The organism is Methylocystis rosea (assembly GCF_003855495.1).
Classification (GTDB): Bacteria; Pseudomonadota; Alphaproteobacteria; order Rhizobiales; family Beijerinckiaceae; genus Methylocystis; species Methylocystis rosea_A.
In genome coordinates this window covers 2,378,851-2,403,635 of the sequence record NZ_CP034086.1, presented here as the reverse complement: position 1 = coordinate 2,403,635, position 24,785 = coordinate 2,378,851, and the positions used below count along the sequence as shown (strand labels likewise).

The window sequence follows — 24,785 nt, the reverse complement described above, 5'->3', positions numbered from 1 at the left end:
TTTCCGTGACTATATGCCATGCCTGCCCCGTTTAGCGGCGGAATCGCGGGAAGGTTTGCTTGAGGCCTTTGAACACATATTTGCGCAAATCATTGTCTGCCGCTCGGGGCTGGCAGCGCCTCGGTGCGCTTTTGCTTTCCGCGATGGTTGTCGCGAGCGCGGCTCCGGCCAGCGCGGCGGAGACCTTTAGAGGCCGCGATCCAGAATCCTACGAGTGTAGTTCGGATTACCAGATTCTCAACCGATTTTCTGCGCCGCCGGGCGCTCCTAATTACTCGACCAAATTTTCGGACATCAAGTTCAAGCGAGAGAACAACGTTATCTCGGTCCAGGATGTATCAAACTCCAAGGATTTGGCGTATATTGTCGTCGGAGAAAACAGTAAATTTTGTGTTTTCAAAAACATACTAACTCAGGATTACCGTAAAATAGAAGGGATTCGAGAGCAGTGCCAAATAAAATATTTCAAATTCAATACAAGAATTGTAATAGATACCCAGCTGCCTGTGCAGCCGTTTCGCGCGCCTCGTCTTCAAGATGAGTTCGATCGCATGGATCACTTCGTCGACGTTCACGCCTATCGCCCGGTAGACTGGAAGGCTAGGGATTCGGCGGCTAAGGCTCGCTGCTTCGAACCAGATGGAAACCCAGACATTCCTTACCTTCGGTTTCGCTCTCTTTACGAAATGACGCGCGAGAAGTCAGGGGTTCTCATAACAGAAGAATCGCCTAGCAAGCTTAGAGAGGGCGATACCTATTCTGCCTATGAGCGCGAAGCTCTCATGAAGGCGGGGCCGGGACTTCCGCGGCCGAAGTAAGAAGTTTCGTTCGCGATGAGCGTCACCAACCACAACGGCAAGCTCGATTCAGGCGACCAGAAATTCCCGCAGTTCAAGCTCGTCGCTACCAACGCCAATCGAGAAATGAAGACGAGGGACGCTCAGGAGTCACTCGATCACAACCTTCACCGCGCGCGACGCGACAGGGACGAGCGCCAGCCGCGCCTGAATGCGATGTCTGCCGGGCGTCATCGGCCAGAACACGGTCTCATTCGCCTGCGCCGTGGCGAAAGGTTCGCCGTCGATCGTCCAGACGATCTGCGCATCTGCGCCTGAGGGCGCGAGTTTCAACGCGAGACGGTTGAAGCGCTCGGGCTGCTCCGGGTTTCGCCAGATATGCGTATTGTGCTCCGGCGTCGCGATGACGAGCGGCGCGACGCTCATTGCTGGCGAGTCGCACGCCCGATCCGCTTTCTCCCCCTGCGGAGCGCCGGAAAGGCGCGCCTCGAAGGCGGACGGCGCGCAGAGCGCTGTTTCCGGATCCTTTGAGACGCCGCTTTGCGGCTCCTCAGGTTGAGGACGCGGATCTTGCGTCTGGCTCCAATCGGCGTCCTCCGGCTTCACCCATTCGCGCAGCGTTTGCGCGCAGTCGGCGCCATCTCCCGCGCGACAGAGATCGATGGCGATGCGCCCCGGCGGCGGCGCAAAAATTTCCGGCGCGATGTCTCCGGGCTTCGCGCCATGGAGCTTTACGAGCACGGCGTGGGCGAGCCGCGCCGCCGATGACACGCCCGTCATCGCGCGCATCGCGCCGGCGTCGCCGCGGCCGAGCCACACGCCGACGATGAATTTGTGCGAGAAGGCGATCGTCCAGGCGTCGCGATAGGCTTGCGACGTTCCGGTCTTCACGGCGACGGCGAACGGATAATCAAGCGGCCCGTAGCGCGGAAAGGACGGAAGCCGCGCCTGCGGATCGGCGAGCATCGAGGCGATCAGCCGCGCGCTGTCGATCGAGAGCACGCGCCGCGCCGGACGTCGCGATTCGTCGCGCGTGAACGCAAGGTCGCGCATGATCCCGTCGTCGGCGAGCGCCGCATAGGCGCGCATCACATCCTCGAGCCGCGTCGGCAAGGCGCCGATCGCCATGGAAATCCCGAAACTCTCCGCCGGCGTTTCGAGATCATGCAGGCCGAGGTCGCGAAGGAAGCTGAAATTCGCCTCGAGGCCGACGCGCCGCAGCAGATTGGTCGCCGGCACGTTGCGGGAATTGGCGAGCGCCTGACGCGGCGTCAGCGGCCCAAGATAGAGCCCGTCGGCGTTCGATACGCCCGAGGCGCCTTCGGGAATGTCGTTCAAGAGATCCGTGGTCTTGAGAGCGCCGCGCTCGAACGCCAGCGCATAGATGAAGGGTTTTAGCGTCGAACCGGGCGAACGCCGCACGCGGGTGAAATCGAAGGCCCCGGCCTGTGGGTCGTTATAGTCGGAGGAGCCGACATCGGCGATGACGGCGTTTGTTCCGCGCTCAATGACCATGACCGCGACCTGCCGGGCGCCGCGGCGGCGGAAGTTCGATAGATAGCGGCGGGCGAGATGCAGCACGTCTCGTTCGACCGCCAGATCGATCGTCGCATTGATGCGCCGATCGCCCTCCGCCACCGGCCGCGCCAAGCCTTCATGCGCGAGCGCTTCGTAGCGCAGCGCCAGATGCAATGTTTCGGGGCGGCGTTTGGCGTCGAGCGGCCGCAGATGATCGAGCTCTGCGCGCGCCAGCGCCGCCTGCGCGCCGTCGAGCGCGCCTTCTTCTTCGAGCCGCACGAGCGCATGACGCGCGCGCGCCGTCGCTAGGACGAGGCCGCTCTCGCGTGTGATGTTCATCCGTCCCGGCGATTGCGGGATGGCGGCGAGCAGCGCCGCCTGCGCCCAGGAAAGATCCTCGACCGGCTTGTCGAAATAAAAACGCGCCGCGTAGGCGACGCCATGTCCGTTGAGCCCATAGGGCGCAAGCCGCAGATAATGCGCCAGCGTCGCCTCATGTCCATTGCGCGCGATGATGGCGAGCGCGGTCGCGGCCTGCGCCAGCTTTTCGGCGAATGAGCGCGGCCGCTCGCCCTGCATGCGCGCGACCTGCATGGCGATCGTCGAGGCGCCTTCGCGTCTGCCGCGCGAGGTCAGGTTACGCCATGCGGCGCGCAGCAGCGCGCGGACGTCAACGCCGGAATGATCGTAGAAGCGGCGATCTTCGAGAGCGAGCGTCGCGCGCGCCATGCGCTGCGGAATGGATGCGAGCGGCCAGTAGCCATAGTCGACGTGCGTCGTGTTCGTCGCAGGGTCGCGAATCTTCTCGCCGATCTGCGAGAGAAAGGCGCCGTTGCGGTCATAAACGATGGCGCTGGCGCGCGGCGCGACGAGTTCGGCGCGCGACAGCGCCGCATGCGAGAGCCAGGCGGCGCATAAAATTAATGAAATCACAGGCAGAGCTATTGCAAGGCGCGCGAACCCTCTCCCGCACGCGGGAGAGGGTGGCCCCGCGAAGCGGGGTCGGGTGAGGGCCCTCATCCGTCACGCCTTCGGCGTGACACCTTCTCCCGCAAGCGGGAGAAGGGGCGCGTCGGCGCAGGATCGCCAACAGTCATTACTTCCCAATCTCCAGTCGCGCTCCGGCGCTCGTCGCGCGAAGGCCCCTCTTGTACATCGCTTCGACAAGCGCTGGCGGCTGCGTATAGGCGCCCGCCGTCTGTGCGCGCAGGCGAAAGGCGAAGCGATAGGTTCCTTTGGGAAGCGAATCATAGGCGTAGAACACGCGGTCATCACCAAAGGCGACCCATGTCGGCGGCAGCGTCGGCGCCATTGAGGGCTGCGCTTCGGCGGGCGCCGTGGCGAGATTGGGATTGAGCGGCTCGAAGCCCGCCGCGAGCGGGATCGAAATCGCGATATGCGTGCGATCCTCGGGATTGACCACTTCCGCCGTCTCTTCGATGAGGTCGCCTTGCTTCACCTGCAAAACGCCGTCGCGAACTTCGATCTTTTCCGGCGCCTTGCCGCTTTCGATGCGCCAGCCCTGCCGCGTGATCGTAAAGCCGTCGCTCGTCGCTTGAGCCTTCGCGCCCGGCTCCGCCGGCATGTAGCTTGTCTCGATCATCGCGACGAGCGGCGCGTTGGAGCCGTTGGCGATCTTCAGCGGCGCGTCGCTGCTGGAGACATGGCGGACGACAGGCGTATTGGCGTCGAGCGTCAGCGCGCGATCCTGTCCGCCATCGTTGAAGGTCACGCCGATCGACGCGGTCGGCCGCCGCCAGCCCTCGGCCAGCGCTTCGATGGCGGCGGCGTCGGCGTTTGTCGTTCCCCAGCCGTCGCTTTCGCCAAGCCGCAGCAGAGCGTCGCGTAGCGCATTGGCGCGCGGATCGCCCGAGGCGGCGAGCGCCGCGGCGCGCACCATTTCAGCGAGGCTGCGAGTCTCGGACGGCAGAATGATCGGCGAAGCGCTCTCCGCCGCCTGTCCCGCATAGACCTGCACGCCATTGCGGCTGGCGAATTTCACGCGGCTCCACATCGTATCGATCAGCGACGCGAGCGCGCGCTGATCGACATTGGGGAGAAGCGCGGCGGCGGAGGCCATCTGCGCGACGCTGATATTGGGCAGGAAGTCGGCGCGGCGCGAAAATTCCGCGACATAGGAGTCGTCGAGCTTGCCGCCTTCGGCAAGCGCCGAAAGCGCCTCGACGCGCTCGCGCAATTCATCGCCCGACAGCAGTCGCGGATAATCGGAGCGCAGCGACAATTTCAGGATATTGGCGAGGCGACCCAGAAGCGCCTTGTCGATCGGCTCGCCGGCGCGTTCCGCCCGCGCAAGGAAATCATAAGACCAGGCGGTCAGCGAGACATTGCCGCGCGCCCGCGGCCAGAAGGCGACGAGCCCGTCGGCGTCGATCGACTGGTCGATGATTTGCGCCGTCGATTTCACATTGGCGGAGACGCGATCCTCAAGCCCCGCCGCCGCGAGAATTGGCCCGAAGCTCTTCAGCGCCAGACCGCCGCGCGCGAGCGACAGCCGTTGCTCGGTGCAGCCATAAGGATATTCGACGAGCGCGTTCAACCCGGCGACGAGCTTCACGATCGACGGATCGGCGGCGACGATCGTCTCGCGCGAGAAGCTGCCCGGCCGCGACTGCTCGCCAGCAGGAGCAAGCGTTTTGGTTTCGCCGGGCGCGATCTCGACCAATTCGAAGCGGCGCGTCGCTTCGCGATCCTGCTTCACCGGCAGGGCGATTTCGACCGCGTCTTTCGCGCGGTCGGCGTCACGCTCGATGCGAAAGCCGAGCGTCGCGTCGCCGTCGAGTTGCGCCGGAGCCGCCGCGCGCAGATCGATCCGCACAGGTCTGTTCTGCGCCCATTCGATTTTGCGGCTGGTCTCGCCCGAGAGCTTCAGCGCCGGCGCCGTGATCGACGCCTTGCCGGCGCCGCCGGGCCCTTCGACGATGCGCGCGACAAGTCCGATATCGAAGGAATCGCCCGGCCTGATGAATCGCGGCAGCGCCGGCTGCGCGACGAGCGCCTGCCGGATCAGCATTTCGCCGCCGGCCGCGCCGAAGCGATCCGGCCCGCTGACCGCTTTGGCGCGCAGCTTGAACACGGTCAGCGTATCGGGAAGCTGCACCTTGATTTTGACGACGCCGTCGGGGCCGATCTTCACGCTCGGCAGATAGATCGGCACGGGCGTGAAATTCTTGCGCACGGAGATATTGTTCTCGGCGCCCCATTCCTGCAGTTCGTCGCCGTCGCCGCCGGCGATCTCTTCGAGCGGAATGACGCCGAAAGCCATGTTGCGCGTGTCGCGCGCCGCCATTTTGGTTTCGCGCTCGACGATGAAGTCGGGCAGGGGATCGAGCGGGCGTTCCTTGGCGAGCGACAGCACCGCCTGATCGACCATCCAGAAGGTCGCTTCGCCGGCGAGCGGCTTGCCGGCGTCGTCGGAAAGCCGCAGCGCGACCTCGACCGTGTCGCCCGGGCGCGCCTTGGCCGGATGTTCGATCTTCACATTGACGATGTTCTTGACCGGCGTCACCTCGATCCATTTCGTCGCGGCGATGGTGACAGGCTTGCCTTGGTCGAAACTCGCCGTCGGTTGCGGCGGCGCGTCCTTCAACCGTCCGCGCATGATCAGAAAATGCACAGCGAGCTTTGGCGTCTGCTCCTTTTTCACCGGCAGCGTATAGCGCCCGAAACCGTTGGCGATGTCGACGAACTCATAGTCGTAGACGCCGTTCGGCTGTTCGACGATGGCGAGGGCGCGCGCGTTCTGGAACGGCGACTGGATGATGAGCGTCGCGGACTCGCCCGGCGCATATTTGTCCTTGTCGGTCGTGATCGTCGCGGATTCGGCGGGCGGCCGCGCGAAAGTGACAGGCGTATCGCCGCCGACGAAGAAGTCGACGCTCACCTGCTGCCGGCGCTTGAGCCTGTCATAGGCTTCGAGCTGCACGACATAGACGCCGGCGTCGCGCGTCGCCAATTCGACCTTCTGCGCCTCCTTGGCGCTCGTCACCTTGCGTTCGATCAGAACGTCGTCCTGCGTCTGCGTGACATATTTCGCCGCGCCCTGGGCGAAGTCGGACGCCTGCAGCGTCGAAATCCAGTTGCGCTTGATGAGCCGCAGCGTCATCTCCAGACCGACGACCGCGTCGCCCTTGCCGTCAATGGCGATGAACTCCGGCGTCACCGCGCCGGGACGCTCCACATAGCGCGGCGTCTTCACGCCGAGCACGAAAGGCGGCAGCGCGATGACGTTCTGCACGTTGCGCACTTCTATGCCGTCGTCGCCGGTCACCGTCGCTTCGATGGAGTAGCGGCGCGGCTGCGCCGTCGGCTCGATCGCGGTGTCGAAGGTCATGCGCGCGGCGCCGCCGGCGTCGGTGCGCTGATCTCGCTCGAGCACCGCGGTCGACTTGAACTTGCCGTCGCCGGAGAAACGCGCGTCGGTCGAAAAGAGAAAGCCTTCGCGCCCCGGCGGCGTGAAGACATGCGGAAATTGCGCGGCCCGCCATTTGACGGGGCGCTCCGCTGCAAGCCCGCCAGCGAAATAACGGGCAAGGAGGTCGACGTCGAAGGTCCCGTCGAGCGCAACGGTCTGCGGCGCATTGAGCACGACCTCAAACGTCGGCAGCCGATAGGCTTCTTTCTTGAAGGTGAACTGGCCGCAGGAAATGTCCTGAGCCGGCTCCGTCGCTTCGCTCTCTCCCTCGGCCGCTTCTTCCGTTTCGCTCTTCTGCGCTTCGGCCTTCTTCGACTTTTTCGGCGCATCCGGTTCAAACCGCGCTGAATAGTCGCCGGTCGCCTGAGTTTGCGCGTCGAATTTGTGATAGAAGCCGCCGGCGGAGTCGAGCTTCACCGGAATGCGCCATTCCTGATTGGCGGGTCCCGTCACGACAAGCGTTCCGCCGGTCTTCGTCAGGCTCAGCGCCCCGCCGCGATAGCTGCGCACAAAACCCTTGATGTGCGCGAATTCTTCCGGCCGATAAATGGGCCGCTCCGAGAAGAGATGGCAGAGCGTGCGCGGCTTTTCGGCGCGCGGCTGGTCCGCCTCGCTTGTCCAGGCGAGCCATTCCGACTCCGGCTTCGACCAGATTTCCCGCGAATATTCCGAGGGCGCGCTGTTGGGGTCGATGACGAGCGTATCGAGCCCCTTGTTCACGACGATGCGGCGCGCTTCGCCGGCGCCGCGCTTGTCGGGCGTCCAGGAAAAGAAGCCCGAAGCGTCGGTGGTTCCGCTCGCCAGCGTGACGAATTTTTCGTCCTTGATCCCTTCGACGCGGATTTGCGCGCCGCTCACAGGCTGCGTCGTCGACAGCGACGTGACCGCGAAGCGCACCCGCGTCGGCTCTTCGATGGCCGAGAGCGAGAGATCTGTGATCTGCACGCGCAGCCAGCGGCGCTTGTCGTCATCGACCGCGCGCAGGCCGACGAGATAGGTCCCCGGCTGATCGCGGCCGCTGACTTTGGCGAAATCCTCCTTGAGATCGACGCCGAATTTCGCATCGGGGCCGTTGCGGCGGATCGGCAGATCGACGAGTCGCGACACCGCGGGCGATCCGAGCGATTTGATGCGCTGCTTGATCGCCTCAGCCTCGATGTTTGCGGTCTCGCTCCACGACTTCGGCTCGTTGCCGGGCAGGGGCGGCGCGTCGGAATCGCTCGTGTCGACGCCATGCGCCGGGAAGGGAAAGAAGTCGCGCGACAGGGGATCTATGGCGTGGATGCGGATGTCGGCGCGGTCATAGCCGCGCCCGCGCAACGGCAGAAGTTGCGGGCCAAACCGCTCGGCGACGCCATAGCCCGCGTCCCATTGCAGCGCCGGCGCGTCGCGCGTGAAGGCGAAGCGCTGCGAGAAGGCGCTCGCCAGCGCGCGTCCTTGCGAGTCTTTCAGCGCGCCTTGAGCGATGGAGAGTTCGTAAACCTGGTCCGAGAGGAATTTCGCGACCATGCGCAGTCGCCTGCCGTCGGTTTCGACGGCAAGATCGTCGACGGGCGGCGTGATCCGAAGCGCCTCGCGCGCGCGCAGAATGTCGATCGTCTCGGGCGTCGCATTAAAGGAGAGCGTGAGCTGCCGCTTGCTCGTCGGCGCATAGGGGATGGCGGCGGCGTCGCCTTCCTCTTCGCCGCTCTCGGGCGTCGTAAGATAGGATGCGCAGCGCAGCACGTTTTCGGCGCGGTCGTCGCTCCAGCCGTGGCCGCAGCTCGCCTCCGTCGCCGCGAAGGGCGGGGCAGTGCGCAGCCGCAATTCATAGGTCTGGTCGTCGAGTCCGGCTTCGTCGGAAAGCCGCAGCCGCAGGATCGCAACGCGGCCGTCGGCGATCCGTTCACGGAAGCGGATGACGTAGGTCTGCTCCTCGGCGCGCTCGCCCCGCTCCAGCGCGCGGATTTCATAGGCCGAAGCGCTGAGCATTTGTCCGCCTTGCGGCGAAACGCCGGGCGCGGGACGAATTTCGATCGTGAGCAGCCGCGTCAGCGCGGCGACGTCGACCGGCTCGGCGAATGTGAGGGCGATCTGCGTCAGTTCGAGTTGCGGATCGGCGCCCTCGGCGGGATTGGTGGAACGCGGCGTCGGCAGCAGCGCGACGAGTCTGGTCTCCGCTGCGCCGAGCTTCACGTCGACGCGCGACAGCGGCTTCCAGGCGTCGGCGGGGCGAAATTGCAGCGCGCGCGGACCGAGCCAGCGCCATTCGCCGGCAGGCTGCGGGGTCATCGTCACATATTTTTGCGGCGTGTCTTCCGCGCCGCCGGCCTTCGGCCCCGTGTCGCTCGGAAAGAAGAGCGTCACCGGATCATAGGCGCGCAAAAACCGATCCGGCGCGACGCGCGCGCCATCGGCGCGTTGCGCGCGATCGAAGACGGGCGGGGCTTCCGCGCGCAGCGGCGTCGCCGCGGCAAGGAGCGCGCAGAGAGAGAGAAGCAGAATGTTTTTCATCGCCGCGCCTTTCGAAATCATTGCGCCTTGCTTTTCTTCATGCCGGCCTTGTCGAGCAGCTCGGCGACGATCTCCGCCGGCGGCGCGTTCACAGGCGGCGACAGCCCGACGATCGCCGCACGGATCGTCGTCGCCTGCGCGTCGGCGGGCGTGCGCGCCTCGATAAAATAGCGGCCGGGCGAGAGCGTCATCGTTTGCGCGACGCCTTCGCCGAGCGTCTTGCCTTGCGCATCCATGAGCCGCGCGCTGACGCGATCGGGCTCCGCGCGCACGCCGATACCGATATTGCGCCCTTCCTTCACCTCGAAGCTGAAGAGCGCGCTTGCGCCGGGCGAAACCGCCACCGCGTCGTTCACGCCTTCATGCGCTTCGGTAACGGGCTGCGTCGAAATATCGAGCATGCCGGACAGCGCGCCGTCGTAGGGCGCGTAAATGTCGAGCGTCGCTTCGCCCGGCGTCATGTAGCGATGAAGATCGACGCCATTGGCGAAGGCGAGCGTCTCCCGCCTGCCATTCTGCGTGAAACCGACGATCGCCGGTGCGCCGCCTGTCGCTCTCAACAGCACAGGTTTGTCGCCCTTGATCGAAAAGCGCATCGCCGCGCCCTCCAGCGCCACGCGCTGCGGCGGATTGAGCGCGCGCGCCGCCGGCGCCGGCCAGGGCGATGCGCCGGCGCGCTCGATCCAAAAAGCGACGAGGCCAGGGCCGTGCTCGATAATCGCTTCGCCGGCGCCGTCGAGCGCAATGTTCGTGCCGCGCGAGATGCGGCCGCTGTTCGAGATGACCGTCGCCTGCGCGCCGCTGACGATCAGCTTGTCATTCTGCTGCGCCTCGAGCGGCAGCGACATCTGTCCGGCCGCAGGGAAGAAGCGCGTGAATGCGCGCGTTGCGTCGAGCCTATTGTTCTCGCCCGGCTCGCGGGCAATGCGCGCGGGCTGAGGCGTTTGCGTCATGTTGACGAGAAGCACGCGCGATTTGACGCCGTGCAGAATGCGCGACGTTGCGGCGCCGTCGCCAAAGACGACGCGCGGCTGTGCAAAGGCGGCGAGTCCGCCGGCGAGGTCGAGCGCGAGCGGCCCGGCGGCGTCATCCATATCGACAGGCTGCGCGCTCATCGGCGGGACGATTCCAGCGAACAACGCGCCGCCTTTGATCGCCGGCCGCGTGTCGACGTCAATGGCGCCAAGCGCGACGCGCATGGGCGCGCTGCCTTCACCGTTCCAGAGCGCGAGCGGCGTGTCGCCGGCAAGCGCCAGCGCCGCGCCCTTCGCCACGCCGACGCCGCGGCCGCCGTCGAGCGCCGGCTGCGCGAAGGCGGAGCGCGCAAGCCATAGCCGCAGCTTGCCGGCGGCTGGCGCGAGCGGAACGAGGTGCGCGCGTTCGCCCTCGCCGATGTCGAGCGAAATCTCGGCGCCCTTCCAGTCGAAAGCGGCGACGTCGACCCGGGTGGCGCAGTCGCCGCGCCTCATCAGCCATAGTTCCTGCGCTTGCGGCGCGAGCGGTCCGGAGCGCGCCGCGCGCAACAATGTCCCCGCCATCGAACCCGCGGCGATGTCCTCCTTCGTCGCCAGCGTCACGAGGGCCGCGTCGGGCGTTGCGACCTTGGCGACGCAGATCCCGGCGACGCCGTCGACCGGATCAAGGGCGACTTCGCCCAGTCGGCGCGCGCGCCGTTCGACCGCCCGGGCGGCGAGCGTGATCGGCGCGTCTTCGCCGCCGATCGCCCAGACGACCGCGCGCAGTTCGCCGTCGTTGCCCGCAGGCCATGCCGCGACGGGCGTGCGTCCGCGCTCGACGCCGATCGCGCGCCATTTGCCGTCGGCGTCGCGCCGCTCGATTGAGATGGCGACGTCGCCATCGGAGCCCGCCGCGATCAACGCGAGACTCCCGGCGGGCGCCGGCGCGAGGGAAAGAACATGCGCGCCGGCGCCGTTCAGCGTCTTCTCGCCCGAGAACGTCAGCGCGCCGTCATTCTTTTCAATGGGCAGCGCCAGGCGAAGCTCGACGCCGCTGAGAGGGGCATCCTCGCTTTGCGCAGCTTCTCCTTCATTGGAAACTTCTTCGGTTTCCTCGCTCGGCGCTTCTTCAGTCTCCACTGGGGCGCTTGGCTGTGCGCCGAGACGTTCGAGTTCGAGCCGGTAATTTCCCGCTGGCAGGCGTCGCGACAGCGCGACATTCCAGTCATCGGCGCGCGGCTGCAGGCGCTCGATCACGTCGCCCCTATCGTCTTTCAGCACGCCGATTGTTTCGATGTCTCCGAAGCTCGCAAGGTCGACGACGCTGTCATTCGCCAGAGAAAAATCGACGTGCGTCGGCGGTTGGACCGCGCGCGGCGCATCCGGCTGCAATTCCTTCGAACCGAGTGAAATCTCGTAGTCGAGGCGATCGTCATGCGCGAGGCTTCGCGCCTCAACCCGATAGTCGCCCGAAGGCAGCTTCGATTTGAACGACCTTCCCGCAGCAACCTTGCCGACGCTCTCCTTCTCGCCTTTGAAAATTTCGCCAACCATGCCTTCGCCGATGGAAAGCTCGATCTCAGCGTCGCCATAAAGCGCGAAGCGCCAGACGTCGGGGGCGCGCGGCGCATCGCGCGCCTGCGGCTCGCGCCATTGCACTTTCTGCGTTTTGCCGAAGGGCAGGGGATGCGGGCCGTGGCCTTCGAGCGCCTTCGCGGCGACGATGGGCGTCAGTCGCGCAACCATGCGCGCTTCGACGTCTCTCGGCATGACGACCAGCCGATAGGCGCCTTTCTCGAACCGGCGCGTCAATCGCTGCATTTCGCCCGGCGCAGCGAGGGGCCAGCCCTCGGCGTCCTCCAATCTCGCGCGCCATTTCTGCTTCAGGCCGAGAAGCTCGATGCGGTATTCGCCCTCGCGTGTGATCTCGATCGGCACGATCGCGCCCTTGCCGGAATCGAGCGTCGCGCGCGCAACGCCGGCGTCGACGAGTTTCGCCGTCGGCGCGAGCGTCGCGGGCGAAACGGCAAGGCCAAGATGGCCTGAAGACTCTTTCGCTGTTACGGCCGCGCGATAGCCGCCGGCGCGCAGAAACGCGGTCACGAGCGCATTGTCGCCGGGCCCATTCGCTTCGCCTTCGCCAAGCCGCGGCGAGACATTCGCGCCGACGCGCAGCGCGGTCTTCATGCGCCCGAGCGTTTCGACCCGGTAAAGGCCGCCTTGCGCGACGTCGAAGCGCAGACGTTTCGTTTCGTCGCGGCCAAGATCGAAAAAGGCCGGACGCGCGACTGAGGCTGAAAGCGGGGTGGACGCGGGCTTGCCTGCTTCATCCACCTTTGCCGGCGTCGTTTCGAGAACGAAGATGAGGCCCAGCGCGCGCGGTTTTTCTGACGCCGCGATCTTTATTGTCGCCAGGCGCTGCTCATTCTCTTCCTTTCGATCGCCGAAGGTCAGCGGGACGTCGGCGTTATGCCAATCGCGGGCAATCGCCTTGCCGGTCTTGGGAAGCCGCACTGGCAACGCCACGTCCTTGCCTGCGTCCTGCCAGAGCGCCAATGGCGCCTTGTCGAGTTCAACGGGAAGCGCGACGACGCGCGGCCCGGTTAAGAGCTGCGGCGCGACATTCGTCAGGATGAGATAGGAACCGTCCCTTTCGAGAGTCTGCGTCCCGAAAGAAATTGTGGAGCGTGAAGGCGCCGCCGCAGGCGCAGATACAGAGAGTCCGGGCGGGCCGAGCGTCACGTCGATCACGCCGCCGGAATCGCTCTTCGGCTCGAGCTTGAGAAAATAATAGCCCGCCTGGAGATCGTAGCGCGCGGAGTTCTTGCCGTCAGCCCGGGGCGCCAGCGCGCCAAGCGCCGGTTCGATCGAAGCGTCGACCTTGACGCCTTTCGCATCGATCGCGACGAGCCCATCGCGCGTCGCCTCGAAGAGGATCGACGTCGGCCCGAAGAGATTGAACTTTCCCCGCCACGCTTTTCCGGCGCCGATGCGCGGCGCGTCCGAGGCGATCACCCGCGTCTTGCCGTCCTTCTCTATGCGCGCGAAGAGCGCCGTCGCCGGCGCTTCGTCCCCGCCGTCGCCGGCAAGATCGACGCCGACGAGATGCGGTCCAGACGCTTCGAATGTTTCGCGGTCCGACTGACGCAGTCCACGCAGCGTGAACGCCTGACCCTCGTAGCCGGAGACTTCAATATGCGCGTTTGTCTTGCCGTCGGACGCGAGGCGAAGGTTCGCGGAGGGCGTGCGGCTGTTCTTCGAGATTGTCGCAATCTCTTTGACTTCATTGCGCCGCGCTTCAAGCCGCGCCGGCGTCGTCTGCGCGAGGTCGAGACGAAAGGCGTCATAGCTTGCCGGCGCGCCGAAACGCTCGGCGCCGAAGGGGCCGATCACGCCCTCGGCGACGCCCGCCGCGAGCAGCGCCGGCTCTTCAAGGCGCAGCAAGAAGGGCTGCCCCGCGTCGCCTTGCGCCCAGACCAGCTTTTCGCCGCCATAGGCGGTGACGACATAGCGCCCCGGCTCCAGCGCGCCTTCAACACGCAGTCGATTCATCGCGCGGCCCGGCTTTGTTTCGACCGTCTCCTGCTCGGAGGCGAGATCGACGAGTTCGCCGTCGCTACGCCAGACGCGCAGGTCGCTGAGCGCCCGGCCGATCGCTTCCAGGCTCACGCGACCCTCTGCGCCGACGTCGAAGGAATAGGAGCGTTGCTGCAGATCGCCGAGTTCACCGCTCTGGATGCGCCCTGGCGCGAGCGTCGGCTTCGACGGGCTGGCTTCGACGAACGCCTGCGCGGAGAGCGTGGCCTTGCCGCTCGCGCCTTTCACGCCGAAAACCCGTAGCTTGTAGACGCCCTTGTCGAGCAACGCGTCGATGCGTCCGTCGCGCAGGCCAGGCGCGCCGCTTGAGTCGAGCGGGCCGGCGATCATGTCGACGAGTTCGATGCGCGCGCCGGAGGGACTTTTTGCACGAATCGCATAGCGGCCTGGCGCCGGCACGGCGATGAGGCTCGCGCCGTCGCGATCCGCCGCCAACTCGCCTGGCGTAAAGCTGATCGCGCTTGTTTTGGCTTTCGTCTCGGCGATGGCGCTCTGCGTGGCGCGCCACAACGGCTGCGCAAAATACGCTGCAAAGGCGGCGACAAGAGAAAACGCGATCCGCCGCATGAGCGCACCGTAAGCCAGCGGCGGACTTGCCGGAAAGGCCGCGCCGCCGCTGGATTCAAGCATAGGCCGCGCGCCGCGCCTGAGTCGAGAGCCACGCGCCTGTCGCTGCGCCGACGATTCGTCCATGCCGCTGTCCCATGCGCTTGTTTGGCCGGCGCCATTTGGAGCCGGCGGGAATATCTTTTAGGTTAGGCGCTGCGTCTGGGGATTGCGCGAGCGCACATCAAAACCAGGGAAGTCGGCATGCGTCGGTCGCTATTCGCCTTTGTTCTTTTCGGCGCGCTCTCCTGCGCTCAGCAGGCGGCGGCGATAAAGCTGACGCTCGCCTATCCGGCGGTGTTGCGCGCGGGTCCAGAGGAGAATTATGCGGCGATCACGACCGCGCCGGCGGGGACGGAAGTCAAAATCTTGCGCGACGATCCAAGCTGGACGCGCATCGCCATCGACAAGAAGCGTTTTTTTGTCGCGACCCTAGAGCTTGTGTTCATGTCGTCTCGGGTCACCCAGACGTCCGGCTGCGATTTCGGCTATCCCTATTCGGGCAGCAATCAATATTTTGCCGAGCCGCTGACGGAGCTGCGCCACAGCTGGCCGCTGGGCGAACTCCTCGGTTCTCATAACCGCTTTCCTTGCTAGATCACAGGCTGTCGCCGGCGCGCGCCAGTTCGACTTGCGGCGACCGCGTTCCCGTATCCTCGAACTTCGCCCGATAGACGACGAAATTCTCCATCACCCGCTGCACGTAATTGCGCGTTTCGGTGATCGGAATCCGCTCGACCCAGTCGATCGGATCGACATTGGGCTTGCGCGGGTCGCCATAGGCGTCGATCCATTGCTTCACCCGACCGCCGCCGGCGTTGTAGGCGGCGAAGGTGAGGAGATAGGCGCCCCGATATTCGCCCAGCAGAATGCCGAGATGCGCCGCGCCGAGCTGGGCGTTGAAGGGCGGGTCGCTCAGCATCCGCGACATGTCGAAGCTGACGCCGCGCATAAAGGCGGTGTGCCGCGCCGTCGAGGCGATCATCTGCATCAGGCCCATGGCGCCGGCGGAGGAGACGGCCTTGGGATCGAAGGCGCTTTCCTGGCGTGCCACGGCGAAGACGATCGAACGGGACGCGGAGCCAGGAAGCGCGTTGAAATCCGGAACGCCATAGGCGGGGAAGGCGACGTCGTCGAGCGCGATTCCCCTATAGGAGGCGGCCTTGCCGTAAATGAGCGAGAGCTTCGCGTCGCCCTGGCGCGCAATGACCTCTCCGAGGGCCGCGACCTGCGTCTCGTCCTGCAGATATTTTGCGCCGTCGAGCGCAAGCGGCGCCGCGACCTCCTTCTCGCCCACGGAGAACAGCAGCTCCGCAACGCGAACCGCTTCGCTTCGGCGGTCGCCGGAGGCGGCCGCCGGCGGCGGGCGAAGCGGTCGCTCGTCGGCGCCGAGGCGGGAATTGGCGAGCTGCCCGTAGAAGGTCGTGGAATGCGCCGCCGCCTGCAGATAGAAATTGCGCGCTTTGGAGTCGTCCTCGGCGTGCGCGGCTTCCGCCGCGCGTCCGAGCCAATAGTACGCGCGAGACTTTTGCAGCGGAGTCTCGGCGACCTGCGCAAGCCGCGTGAAATGGCGCTCGGCTTTGATCGGTTCGTTCAAGAACCGCAGAGCGATCCAGCCGGCGTTGAATTCGGCGTCGACCTTGTTGCTGGTCTTGGCGGCGGCGTGATCCGCGCAAAGCGTGTAAGCGGTCTGCGGATCTCCCTGGTCGAGAAGCTTGCGGGCGACGATGCGCCGCTCCTCCCACCAAACGTCGCCGTCGACGACCTTCTCGATGTCGCGCGGCGCATTGCGCAGCAGCGCGCCCGCTTCAAGGAATTTCTTGTCGTTACGCAGCTTGTGCACGCGTCCGTAAAGCAGTCCGGGATCGTTCTGCACAGACGCCGGCAAAGAAGCCGCCAGCTTATCGACGCCGGAGATGCGTGCGCGGGCGAGCAGCGTGACATCCTTGCCGGCGAGCTCGGCGCTGCGCAACGCGAGCGTATTCTTTCCGGCGTAGAGCAGACGATCGGCGCGGAACTTGTGATCGGCCGACGTCAGAAGCTCGCCGAGCTCCTTATTGAAGGTCGTGTCGAACCCCTGTCCGATATCGTCGTTGCGCCAAGCGTCGCGCGCCAGCGCCGCCGCCGATTCGAAATCGCCTTCGCGAGCGATCGCCCGCGCCAGGGCATATTTGCCAAAGCCGGTGAGCGGCTTGTTTTCCGCGAACCAGGCGAGCACAGTCTTGTCGGCGTGGCGCTCGGCGACGAGCGCCTGCTCGCCGCGACGGCGCAACCAGTCGCCGGCGGGCCAATCCGGGTGAGCAGCAAGGAATTCGGCGATGCGCCTGAACCCCGCTTCGTGGGCATGAAGCCGAAGGCCGGTCCATCGCGCGGCGGCCTCGGCAAGCGGCGCATGGAGCCGCGACGCGGCGTCGTCGCCTTGCGCGAAATCTCCGGACCTGTATGCGGCGACCGCCTGGGTGAAAACCTCGGCGTCGTCTCCTAACAGGGCGGCGGCGGAATGCGCCATCGCGTCGACGTTGAGCCGGTTCTGCGCGGGCGCATAGGCGACGACCGGCGGCAGCGCGCCTTCATCGGCGGCAAAAAGCGAGTTTTCCAGAGGATGCGCCGCCTCATCGTCGCCGCGTTTGCGGTCGACGAACTCATGCACCGTCTCCTGGAAGGTACCGACCCGCGAGCGCCAGGCGCCGAGACTGAAGGGGATCGAAGGCGTCCAGCGCGAGGCGGTTTTGCGCTTCGCCTCGCCGTCGCCAAGACGGTCAAGGCCGGTGAAAGCAGGCGCCGCGATCACGAGGGCGGCGATGCCGACTGTCAGTTTGAACCGCGTCGCGACCCGTCGAGGCAACATCATCACCGCGTTTCCCTACTGGTGTGAAAAAGCTGCGCTCATTTGGTTTACGAAGAGTCAACTTCGCGCGCCCGCTGTCTTCGACCTCTTGTCGTCTCCCATTATAGCGTAAGGCTTTATAGCGTGGGGCTTTCCTCGACGCAGCCCAACCGCTATGAAGGGCATTCAATCTTAGCGACGCGATTACGGCGGCTCTGAGGCGTAGGGAAAGCATTGATTCTATGAGTGGAAAGCCGATTTTTCATGGGTCGATGACGGCCCTGGTCACGCCGTTTTCCCATGGAGAGGTCGACTATGACGCCCTGCGCGCGCTGATCGATTGGCAGATCGAAAATGGAACGCATGGCCTCGTGCCCGTCGGCACCACGGGGGAGAGCCCGACGCTGAGCCATGAAGAGCATGGGCGCGTCATCACCGAGACGATCCGCGCCGCGCGCGGGCGCGTGCCGATCGTCGCCGGCGCGGGCTCGAACAACACCCGCGAGGCGATCGCCATCGCCGGCCATGCCGAGCGCGCGGGCGCAGATGGTCTGCTCATCGTCACGCCCTATTACAATAAGCCCAACCAGGAAGGGCTTTATCTGCACTTCAAGGCGATCAACGACGCAGTCTCGATTCCCATCATCATCTACAATATCCCGCCGCGCTCGGTCATCGATATGAGCGTCGAGACCATGAAGCGCTGCGCCGAGTTGAGGAATGTCGTCGGCGTGAAGGACGCGACCGGCAACATCGGCCGCATCTCGTTGCAACGCGCGGCGATGGGGCCGGAATTCATCCAGCTTTCGGGCGACGATCTCACGGCGCTCGCCTGCATGGCGGCGGGCGCGCATGGGTGCATTTCGGTCGTCGCCAATATCGCGCCGCGGCTTTGCGCCGATCTGCAGAACGCCTGTCTTGCCGGCGACTACGCCAAGGCGCTGGAGATTCAGGACAGGCTGACGCCGCTGCATGTCGCGACCTTTATTGAGGCCGGCGTCACTGGCGCAAAATACGGGCTGTCGCTTCTGGGCAAGGCTGAAGAAGAGGTGCGTCTTCCTCTGGTGCCCTGCACGCAACCCACTAAGGATCGCATACGCGCGGCGATGATCCACGCCGGCGTGCTCCCCGCCTAAGGCGCCAGATTCGCGTCTCTCCTTCATCGAGACGCTTTGAGGAAAATCAGTGGCCGCAAAGCCGGATCCGAATTTCAAGGTCGTCGCCGATAACCGCAAGGCGCGCTACAATTATGAAATCGGCGAAATTTTCGAAGCGGGGCTGGCGCTGACGGGCACCGAGGTGAAGTCGCTGCGCACGGGCAAGGCGACGATCGCCGAAAGCTACGCCCATGTCGATCGGCAAGGCGAGGCATGGCTGGTCAACGCCAACATTCCCGAATATCTCGCCGGCAATCGCTTCAACCATCCGCCGAAGCGGCCGCGCAAACTGCTGCTCAAGTCGCGGGAGATCGCCAAGCTCTCGCAGGCTATCGAGCGCGAAGGCATGACGATCGTGCCGCTGAAGCTCTATTTCAACGCCAGGGGCAGGGCCAAGCTGCAAATCGCCCTCGGAAAGGGCAAGAAGCTGCACGATAAACGTGAAGTCGAAAAGAAGCGCGACTGGAGCCGCGAAAAAGGCCGGCTGTTGCGCGCGCGCGGCTGACCCCGACCTACAAAAATTCGGCGCCCCGACATCGAGACGCCGAACCTTTGGCTCCGGACGCTGGCGTCACTCGCCTTCTTCTTCTTCGGCGTGAGCCGCTTGCGGCGCGGGACGAGGACGCTCCTGATACCGCTGCATGCGCTCTGCGCGCTCGCCCGGATCGCGGCCGATCTTGCCGACAAGATGGATAAGATCGATGAATTCGTCGGCCTGCCGGCGCAATTCGTCGGCGATCATCGGCGGCTGGGTGGTGATCGTCGAAATGACCGAAACCCGCACGCCGCGGCGCTGCACGGCCTCCACCAGAGACCGGAAGTCGCCGTCGCCGGAGAACAGGACCATGTGGTCGATATGGCCGGCCATTTCCATGGCGTCGACCGCGAGCTCAATGTCCATATTGCCTTTAACTTTGCGGCGGCCGAGCGAATCGACGAACTCCTTGGTCGGCTTGGTCACGACCGCATAGCCGTTGTAGTCCAGCCAGTCGATCAGAGGACGGATCGACGAATACTCTTGGTCCTCGATCAGAGCGGTGTAGTAGAACGCGCGGATCAGACGGCCCTTGCCCTGGAATTCACGGAGCAAGCGCTTATAATCAATATCGAATCCAAGCGATTTCGCGGTCGCGTACAAGTTCGCGCCGTCAATGAACAACGCAGTTCGTTCGATATCTGCCATCTTAGTCTCACGGTCGGTTAAGGTGTTAAACGCGGGCGGCGCCGGCTAACGCCATCAACCCGCAGTTCGGCGTTTCGCTCAATCGTTTCAATGTCCGGCGCCTAAATTAACAAAAGAGCGACTGCGCCGTTCTCGCTGCATTCGCCGGCTATTCACAGCCATCTTTGAAAAGCGCCGCACGCGTCTCTAGCAAATACATCGCCTCTCCATGTCACAGCGTCAAGAGGAACTGCGTTTTTTTACGGGGCGATGATTGGGCATTTTCTAGAAAAAATCCGATCTGCAGCGTCAAAAAAAACCGCCCGCGCGTCTAGAGCCACGAGATTATTGCCTAATTTTCCTAATTGGCGTATCAGCGCTACTCCCGAACCGAATGGAGCTTGACAGCAGATGGCGCGCGTTACTGTCGAAGATTGCGTCGACAAGATCGAAAATCGCTTCGACCTTGTCCTTCTCGCGGCGCATCGGGCGCGAAACATCTCGTCTGGTCAGCCGATCCTCGTCGATCGCGACCGCGACAAAAATCCTGTGGTCGCCCTGCGCGAGATCGCAGAATCGGCGCTCGCGCCGGAAGACCTTTCCGAGGATTTCATCCACTCGCTGCAGCATCACGTCGAAGTCGACGAGCCGGAGGCCGAAGCGGCGCCGGCCTTGACCCCTGCGGTCGCCGGCGAACTCGAAGTCGAGGGTCCATTCGACCGGATGACGGAAGAAGACCTGCTGCGTGGTCTCGAAGGGCTTGTGCCGCCCGCAGAGGTCGAGGACGAAGCGGAGTAGGTTCGCCTGATCCCGCTGGCGGGGCGTTCGCGACACGTCTCCGCCGCGACGTCTCCTGCCAGAGCTGCGCATTCGCGCATCGTCGCCGTTGGTCATTGGTCATGGCGGCCGGCGTGCGCTATCCTCGCGCAACACACTCGCCGCTCCGGCGCCGCTCGCTTGCCTTTTGCGTGGAATTTACGCTTGGGCGGCGACCGGGTCGGCGCATAACCGGTCATTGGCGCCACGCGCATGATGCGTCAGTACGAGCTTGTCGAACGCGTGCGGAAGTATAACCCGCGCGTCGACGAGGATTTGCTAAACCGGGCCTATGTCTACGCGATGAAGGCGCACGGAGCGCAAACCCGCGCCTCCGGCGACCCTTATTTTTCCCACCCGCTCGAAGTCGCGGCGATCCTCACCGATCTGAAGCTCGACGACGCGACGATCGTCGCGGCCGTTCTGCACGACACGCTCGAAGACACCGACGCGACGCGCGAAGAAATCGACCGGCTGTTTGGCGAACAGATCGGCAAACTCGTCGAGGGCCTGACCAAGATCGAAAAGCTCGATCTCGTCACCAAGCAGGCGCGGCAGGGCGAGAACTTCCGCAAATTGCTGCTCGCCGTCGCCGAAGACGTGCGCGTGCTGCTCGTCAAACTCGCCGACCGCCTGCACAATATGCGCACGCTGCATTTCGTCCCGCAGGAGAAGCGCGCGCGCATCGCTCAGGAGACGCTCGACATCTATGCGCCGCTCGCCGGCCGCATGGGCATGCAGCGCCTGCGCGAGGAGCTCGAGGGTCTCGCCTTTCGGCATTTGATGCCGGAAGCGCATCAGACCATCGAGCAGCGACTGCATGATCTGCGCGCGAAGAACGGTCGCATCATCAAGCGCATCGAGGACGAACTCACCAAGGAGTTTGAGGCGCGCGGCATCACCGCGGCGGTCACCGGACGCCAGAAGACGACCTTTTCGGTGTGGCGCAAGATGGAGCGCAAGTCGATCTCCTTCGAGCAGCTGTCCGACATCTTCGGCTTTCGGATCATCGTCGGCGCGGTGGAGGATTGCTATCGTGCGCTCGGCGTCGTGCATACCAAGTGGCCCAACGTCCCCGGCCGCTTCAAGGATTACATCTCGACGCCGAAACAGAACGACTATCGTTCGATCCATACGACGGTGATCGGTCCTGGCCACCAGCGCGTCGAACTTCAGATCCGCACCGCTGAAATGCATGAGATCGCGCGCTTCGGCATCGCCGCGCACGCGCTCTACAAGGATGCGGTCGGCGCGCATGGCCGCGAGCAACTCGCCAAGGAAAGCCGCGCCTTCCGCTGGCTGCAGGAAACGCTCGATCTCCTCGCGCATGGCGACAATCCCGAGGAATTTCTCGAGCATACGCGCCTCGAACTGTTTCAAGATCAGGTGTTCTGCTTCACGCCGAAGGGCGGACTGATCGCGCTGCCGCGCGGCGCGACGCCGATCGATTTCGCCTACGCCGTGCACACGAAGCTCGGCGATTCAGCCGTTGGCGCGAAGATCAACGGACGCGTCGGCCCGGTGTTGTCGCAGCTGAAAAACGGCGACGAGGTGGAGATCATCCGCGCCGAGGGGCATGTTCCGCCGGCCGCCTGGGAGGGCGCGGTGGCGACCGGCAAGGCGCGCGCCGCGATCCGGCGCGCGACGCGCGACGCGGTGCGCCAACAATATGCCGGGCTCGGCCGCCAGATCGTCGAACGCGCCTTCGAGCGCGCCGGCCGCGTCTGGAGCGAAGAGAAACTGAAGGCGGCGCTGACCAGGCTCGCGCGGCCGTCGGTCGAGGACGCGCTCGCCGCCGTGGGGCGCGGCGAAATCTATTCGGGCGACGTCGTCAAAGCGGTCTATCCGGATTTCAGCGAAGAGCGTAAAGCCGCGCCCACCGCCATCGGTCCTGGGGAGCCGGGCTGGTTCGGCGTCAAGGCGAACGCCAATGTGGTCTTCAAAGCGCCCGGCGCGAAAGAGGGCAGCGGCGCGATTCCGATTCGCGGGCTGCGCGGCGACGCGCCGGTGCGTTTCGCGCCCGACGGCGGCGCCGTGCCGGGCGACCGGATCGTCGGCATTTTCACGCCGGGCGAAGGCATCACCATCTATCCGATCCAGTCGCCGTCGCTGACCGCCTTCGACGACCAGCCCGAACGCTGGCTCGACGTGCGCTGGGATATCGAAGCCGGCTCTTCGGCGCTGTTTCCCGTTCGCATCGTCGTGACGGCGCTTAACGAGCCCGGTTCGCTCGGCGCGCTGGCGACGCTCATCGGCGAGACCGGCGCCAATATCGACAACATCAGCTTCAAGGCGCATTCGCCGGATTTCCGCGAAATGACCTTCGATCTCGAGGTCGCCGATCTGAAACATTTGAACGGCGTCGTCACGCGGCTGCGCGCGAGCGCTTTGGTGAGCAAGGTCGAGCGGATGATTGGGTGAGGTGCCGCCGCCAAGCCGCGCGGCGGGTCCGCGACCCCACTCTATTTCAGCGGCAGATAGATCTCGGTCAAATGGCGGTGTTCGGGCGTGTCGTGATCTAGGTTCAGATAGTGGAAATAGACCGGGAAATCCCGTAATTCCTCTCCCGATTCCGGCAGCCAATCGCGATAGAGCGCGTAAACGCTCTCGTCGATCCGATCGCGAGATCCGGTATGGATGGTCATGGCGCAGCGCCCGCCGGGGATCGTCTTGGTGACGACGCCGTGTTCATTGGCGGCAACCGGCGCCGGCGCCGATCCGCAAATATCGAAGCGGAACTCCTCGGGCGGCGTCGTATTGGGGTCGTTATAGGGCACGCCGTAGGTCTCGCATTCGCTGACCGTAGAAAGCCCGGACGATTTTCGCCAGGCGATGAAGCGCTGCACTGAATCGTTGAGCAGCGCCGGTGCGCCGCGATGTTCGAGCGCCGCGACCAATACGGGTTCGACGTCAATGATCTTTACGTCCATGTCTTCGGTCCTTTCGATGGGTGGGAGGCTTATTCGAGATCGCGCGCTCCATGACGCCCAGTCCGGCTTCTTGCGAAACACGCTGGGCGTCTGGCCGAACGCGGCTTTGAAGGCCCGGGAAAAGGATTCAGGATTTTCGAACCCCGAATCCAAAGCGACGTCGATGATCGGCGCGGTCGGATTGAACGCCAGTCGATAAGAGGCTCTCTTGAGCCTCATGAATTGGATGTAGCGTGAGAGGCTAATCCCGCAGTTCTGGGAAAATTGCCGATGGAAGTGGAATTTTGAAAAGTTCGCGACGTCGCTCAGCACGTCGATGGTAAGTTCGTCGTCGAGATGCTTGTCGATGTAATCCAGCACGCGATTGATGCGTCGCCCATAGTCAGGTTCCTTCCGCCTTGTCTTGGTCTCCATGTTTGCATCGTAGCAAGCGCGACGGCCGGCTTCCTGACTGAAATTGCTCTTTGCGCCCGCTCCGGCCCCGCGCCCAATGACAAACCGTCCGCCCGCGCGCTATAGAGCGCAATGACCTCGCCGCCCCTTCGCCTTGGCGTTAACGTCGATCATGTCGCGACCGTCCGCAATGCGCGCGGCGGTCCGCGGCCCGACCCTGTTCGCGCCGCGCTGCTCGCCATCGAGGCCGGCGCCGACGGAGTCACCGCGCATCTGCGCGAAGACCGCCGTCACATCAACGACGCGGACATGGCGCGGCTGAAGGCGGCGATTTCAAAGCCGCTCAATTTCGAAATGGCGGCGACCGAGCAGATGCTCGACATCGCCGTCGCGACGGCGCCGCACGCCGTCTGCCTCGTGCCGGAAAAGCGCACCGAGCGCACGACCGAGGGCGGCCTCGACGTCGTCGGCCAGCACGACTACCTGCTGCCTTACGTCGATCAGCTGACGCGGGAAGGCGTGCGCGTGTCGCTGTTCATCGAGCCGTCGGCGGAGGCGATTGACGCCGCCGTGTCGGTCAAGGCGCCTGTCGTCGAGCTCCATACGGGCGCCTGGTGCCACGCCGTCGAGGTCGGGGACATGGGCCGGGCCGAGGCGGAATTCGCGCGGGTCGCCGAAGCCGCCGCCTATGGCGCCGCCCTCGGGCTCGAAATTCACGCCGGCCACGGCCTCGATTATGAGACGGCGCGCCGCGTGAGCGCCTTGCCGCAGATCGTCGAACTCAACATCGGCCATTTTCTCGTCGGCGAGGCGATATTCGTCGGGCTCGCGGAGGCGATCCGGCGGATGCGGGAGGCGATGGAGCGGGGCCGGGCGCAAGCCTTCTAGGGCCAAGGCGCGGCGCAACCATCGCAAGCGCAGGCGCGGCGTTAGCGTTAATCCCGATCGGGCGAAGACGCGCCGGCGGAGCGCGCTAAGGTGGCGGGCGGTCATCCATTTGACGCCGGCCGGGGACTATTCTTTGGCTCGGGCGAAGGTTCTCATGGAAGCTTTAGCGTGTTAAGCCGGGCGGCCGGGCGGGCCGACGCCGCCCCAATGCAT

The 24,785-nt window shown here is 64.8% G+C and carries 13 protein-coding genes; 7 read left to right on the top strand and 6 right to left on the bottom strand.

The window, feature by feature from the left end; translation table 11 throughout:
• The first annotated feature begins 80 nt into the window (after positions 1 to 80).
• Positions 81 to 818 carry a hypothetical protein gene (locus tag EHO51_RS11585; protein ID WP_124739024.1) on the top strand — a complete coding sequence of 246 codons (738 nt, stop codon included), beginning with the start codon at positions 81 to 83 and terminating at the stop codon, positions 816 to 818.
• A 129-nt stretch (positions 819 to 947) separates the two neighbouring features.
• Here EHO51_RS11585 and EHO51_RS11580 read toward each other — a convergent pair whose 3' ends face one another.
• The 3 genes from EHO51_RS11580 to EHO51_RS11570 form a co-directional block, all read right to left on the bottom strand.
• Positions 948 to 3,248 carry a transglycosylase domain-containing protein gene (locus tag EHO51_RS11580; protein WP_432431909.1) on the bottom strand — a complete coding sequence of 767 codons (2,301 nt, stop codon included), beginning with the start codon at positions 3,246 to 3,248 and terminating at the stop codon, positions 948 to 950.
• Between the two features lie 163 nt (positions 3,249 to 3,411).
• Complete coding sequence (locus tag EHO51_RS11575; RefSeq protein ID WP_124739022.1) at positions 3,412 to 9,261, bottom strand: alpha-2-macroglobulin; 5,850 nt, start codon at positions 9,259 to 9,261, stop codon at positions 3,412 to 3,414.
• The gene (locus EHO51_RS11570) at positions 9,258 to 14,423 is read right to left on the bottom strand and encodes a hypothetical protein (protein ID WP_245434566.1); all 5,166 of its coding nucleotides are present in this window, start codon (positions 14,421 to 14,423) and stop codon (positions 9,258 to 9,260) included. The genes EHO51_RS11575 and EHO51_RS11570 overlap by 4 nt, the downstream gene beginning before the upstream one ends.
• A gap of 180 nt (positions 14,424 to 14,603) precedes the next feature.
• Between EHO51_RS11570 and EHO51_RS11565 the strand changes: the two genes are divergently transcribed.
• Complete coding sequence (locus tag EHO51_RS11565) at positions 14,604 to 14,996, top strand: SH3 domain-containing protein (protein WP_051080429.1); 393 nt, start codon at positions 14,604 to 14,606, stop codon at positions 14,994 to 14,996.
• A 1-nt stretch (position 14,997) separates the two neighbouring features.
• Here the strand turns inward: EHO51_RS11565 and EHO51_RS21240 are convergent, their stop codons facing one another.
• On the bottom strand, positions 14,998 to 17,250 hold the full coding sequence (locus tag EHO51_RS21240; protein ID WP_124739020.1) for a lytic transglycosylase domain-containing protein: 2,253 nt from the start codon (positions 17,248 to 17,250) through the stop codon (positions 14,998 to 15,000).
• Between the two features lie 218 nt (positions 17,251 to 17,468).
• Between EHO51_RS21240 and dapA the strand changes: the two genes are divergently transcribed.
• Entirely contained in the window at positions 17,469 to 18,362 is an 894-nt protein-coding gene (gene dapA, locus EHO51_RS11555; protein WP_109026585.1) for a 4-hydroxy-tetrahydrodipicolinate synthase, read from the top strand.
• A gap of 49 nt (positions 18,363 to 18,411) precedes the next feature.
• A complete protein-coding gene (gene smpB, locus EHO51_RS11550) occupies positions 18,412 to 18,888 on the top strand; it encodes an SsrA-binding protein SmpB (RefSeq protein WP_124739019.1) in 477 nt (158 codons plus the stop codon).
• Positions 18,889 to 18,954: 66 nt separating this feature from the next.
• On the opposite strand, the gene EHO51_RS11545 is transcribed toward smpB, so the two are convergent.
• Positions 18,955 to 19,566, bottom strand: coding sequence for an NYN domain-containing protein (locus EHO51_RS11545; protein ID WP_018409712.1), 612 nt, complete (start codon positions 19,564 to 19,566; stop codon positions 18,955 to 18,957).
• A 390-nt stretch (positions 19,567 to 19,956) separates the two neighbouring features.
• Between EHO51_RS11545 and rpoZ the strand changes: the two genes are divergently transcribed.
• The gene (gene rpoZ / locus EHO51_RS11540; protein ID WP_018409711.1) at positions 19,957 to 20,343 is read left to right on the top strand and encodes a DNA-directed RNA polymerase subunit omega; all 387 of its coding nucleotides are present in this window, start codon (positions 19,957 to 19,959) and stop codon (positions 20,341 to 20,343) included.
• Positions 20,344 to 20,574: 231 nt separating this feature from the next.
• Positions 20,575 to 22,782 (top strand): RelA/SpoT family protein, encoded by a 2,208-nt coding sequence (locus tag EHO51_RS11535; RefSeq protein WP_018409710.1) that lies wholly within the window; start codon positions 20,575 to 20,577, stop codon positions 22,780 to 22,782.
• A gap of 41 nt (positions 22,783 to 22,823) precedes the next feature.
• Here the strand turns inward: EHO51_RS11535 and EHO51_RS11530 are convergent, their stop codons facing one another.
• Positions 22,824 to 23,705, bottom strand: coding sequence for an AraC family transcriptional regulator (locus tag EHO51_RS11530; RefSeq protein ID WP_124739018.1), 882 nt, complete (start codon positions 23,703 to 23,705; stop codon positions 22,824 to 22,826).
• 111 nt (positions 23,706 to 23,816) lie between these two features.
• Between EHO51_RS11530 and EHO51_RS11525 the strand changes: the two genes are divergently transcribed.
• The gene (locus tag EHO51_RS11525; protein ID WP_124739017.1) at positions 23,817 to 24,572 is read left to right on the top strand and encodes a pyridoxine 5'-phosphate synthase; all 756 of its coding nucleotides are present in this window, start codon (positions 23,817 to 23,819) and stop codon (positions 24,570 to 24,572) included.
• Positions 24,573 to 24,785 lie beyond the last annotated feature (213 nt).

What these genes read in the sequence shown, in the direction of transcription:
- dapA (WP_109026585.1), top strand. Translation starts at nt 17,469, where the DNA reads ATGAGTGGAAAGCCGATTTTTCATGGGTCGATGACGGCCCTGGTCACG.
- EHO51_RS11535 (WP_018409710.1), top strand. Translation starts at nt 20,575, where the DNA reads ATGATGCGTCAGTACGAGCTTGTCGAACGCGTGCGGAAGTATAACCCG.
- EHO51_RS11575 (WP_124739022.1), bottom strand. Translation starts at nt 9,261, where the DNA reads ATGATTTCGAAAGGCGCGGCGATGAAAAACATTCTGCTTCTCTCTCTC.
- EHO51_RS11530 (WP_124739018.1), bottom strand. Translation starts at nt 23,705, where the DNA reads ATGGAGACCAAGACAAGGCGGAAGGAACCTGACTATGGGCGACGCATC.
- EHO51_RS11565 (WP_051080429.1), top strand. Translation starts at nt 14,604, where the DNA reads ATGCGTCGGTCGCTATTCGCCTTTGTTCTTTTCGGCGCGCTCTCCTGC.
- EHO51_RS11525 (WP_124739017.1), top strand. Translation starts at nt 23,817, where the DNA reads ATGACCTCGCCGCCCCTTCGCCTTGGCGTTAACGTCGATCATGTCGCG.
- EHO51_RS11570 (WP_245434566.1), bottom strand. Translation starts at nt 14,423, where the DNA reads ATGCTTGAATCCAGCGGCGGCGCGGCCTTTCCGGCAAGTCCGCCGCTG.
- EHO51_RS21240 (WP_124739020.1), bottom strand. Translation starts at nt 17,250, where the DNA reads ATGATGTTGCCTCGACGGGTCGCGACGCGGTTCAAACTGACAGTCGGC.
- rpoZ (WP_018409711.1), top strand. Translation starts at nt 19,957, where the DNA reads ATGGCGCGCGTTACTGTCGAAGATTGCGTCGACAAGATCGAAAATCGC.
- EHO51_RS11545 (WP_018409712.1), bottom strand. Translation starts at nt 19,566, where the DNA reads ATGGCAGATATCGAACGAACTGCGTTGTTCATTGACGGCGCGAACTTG.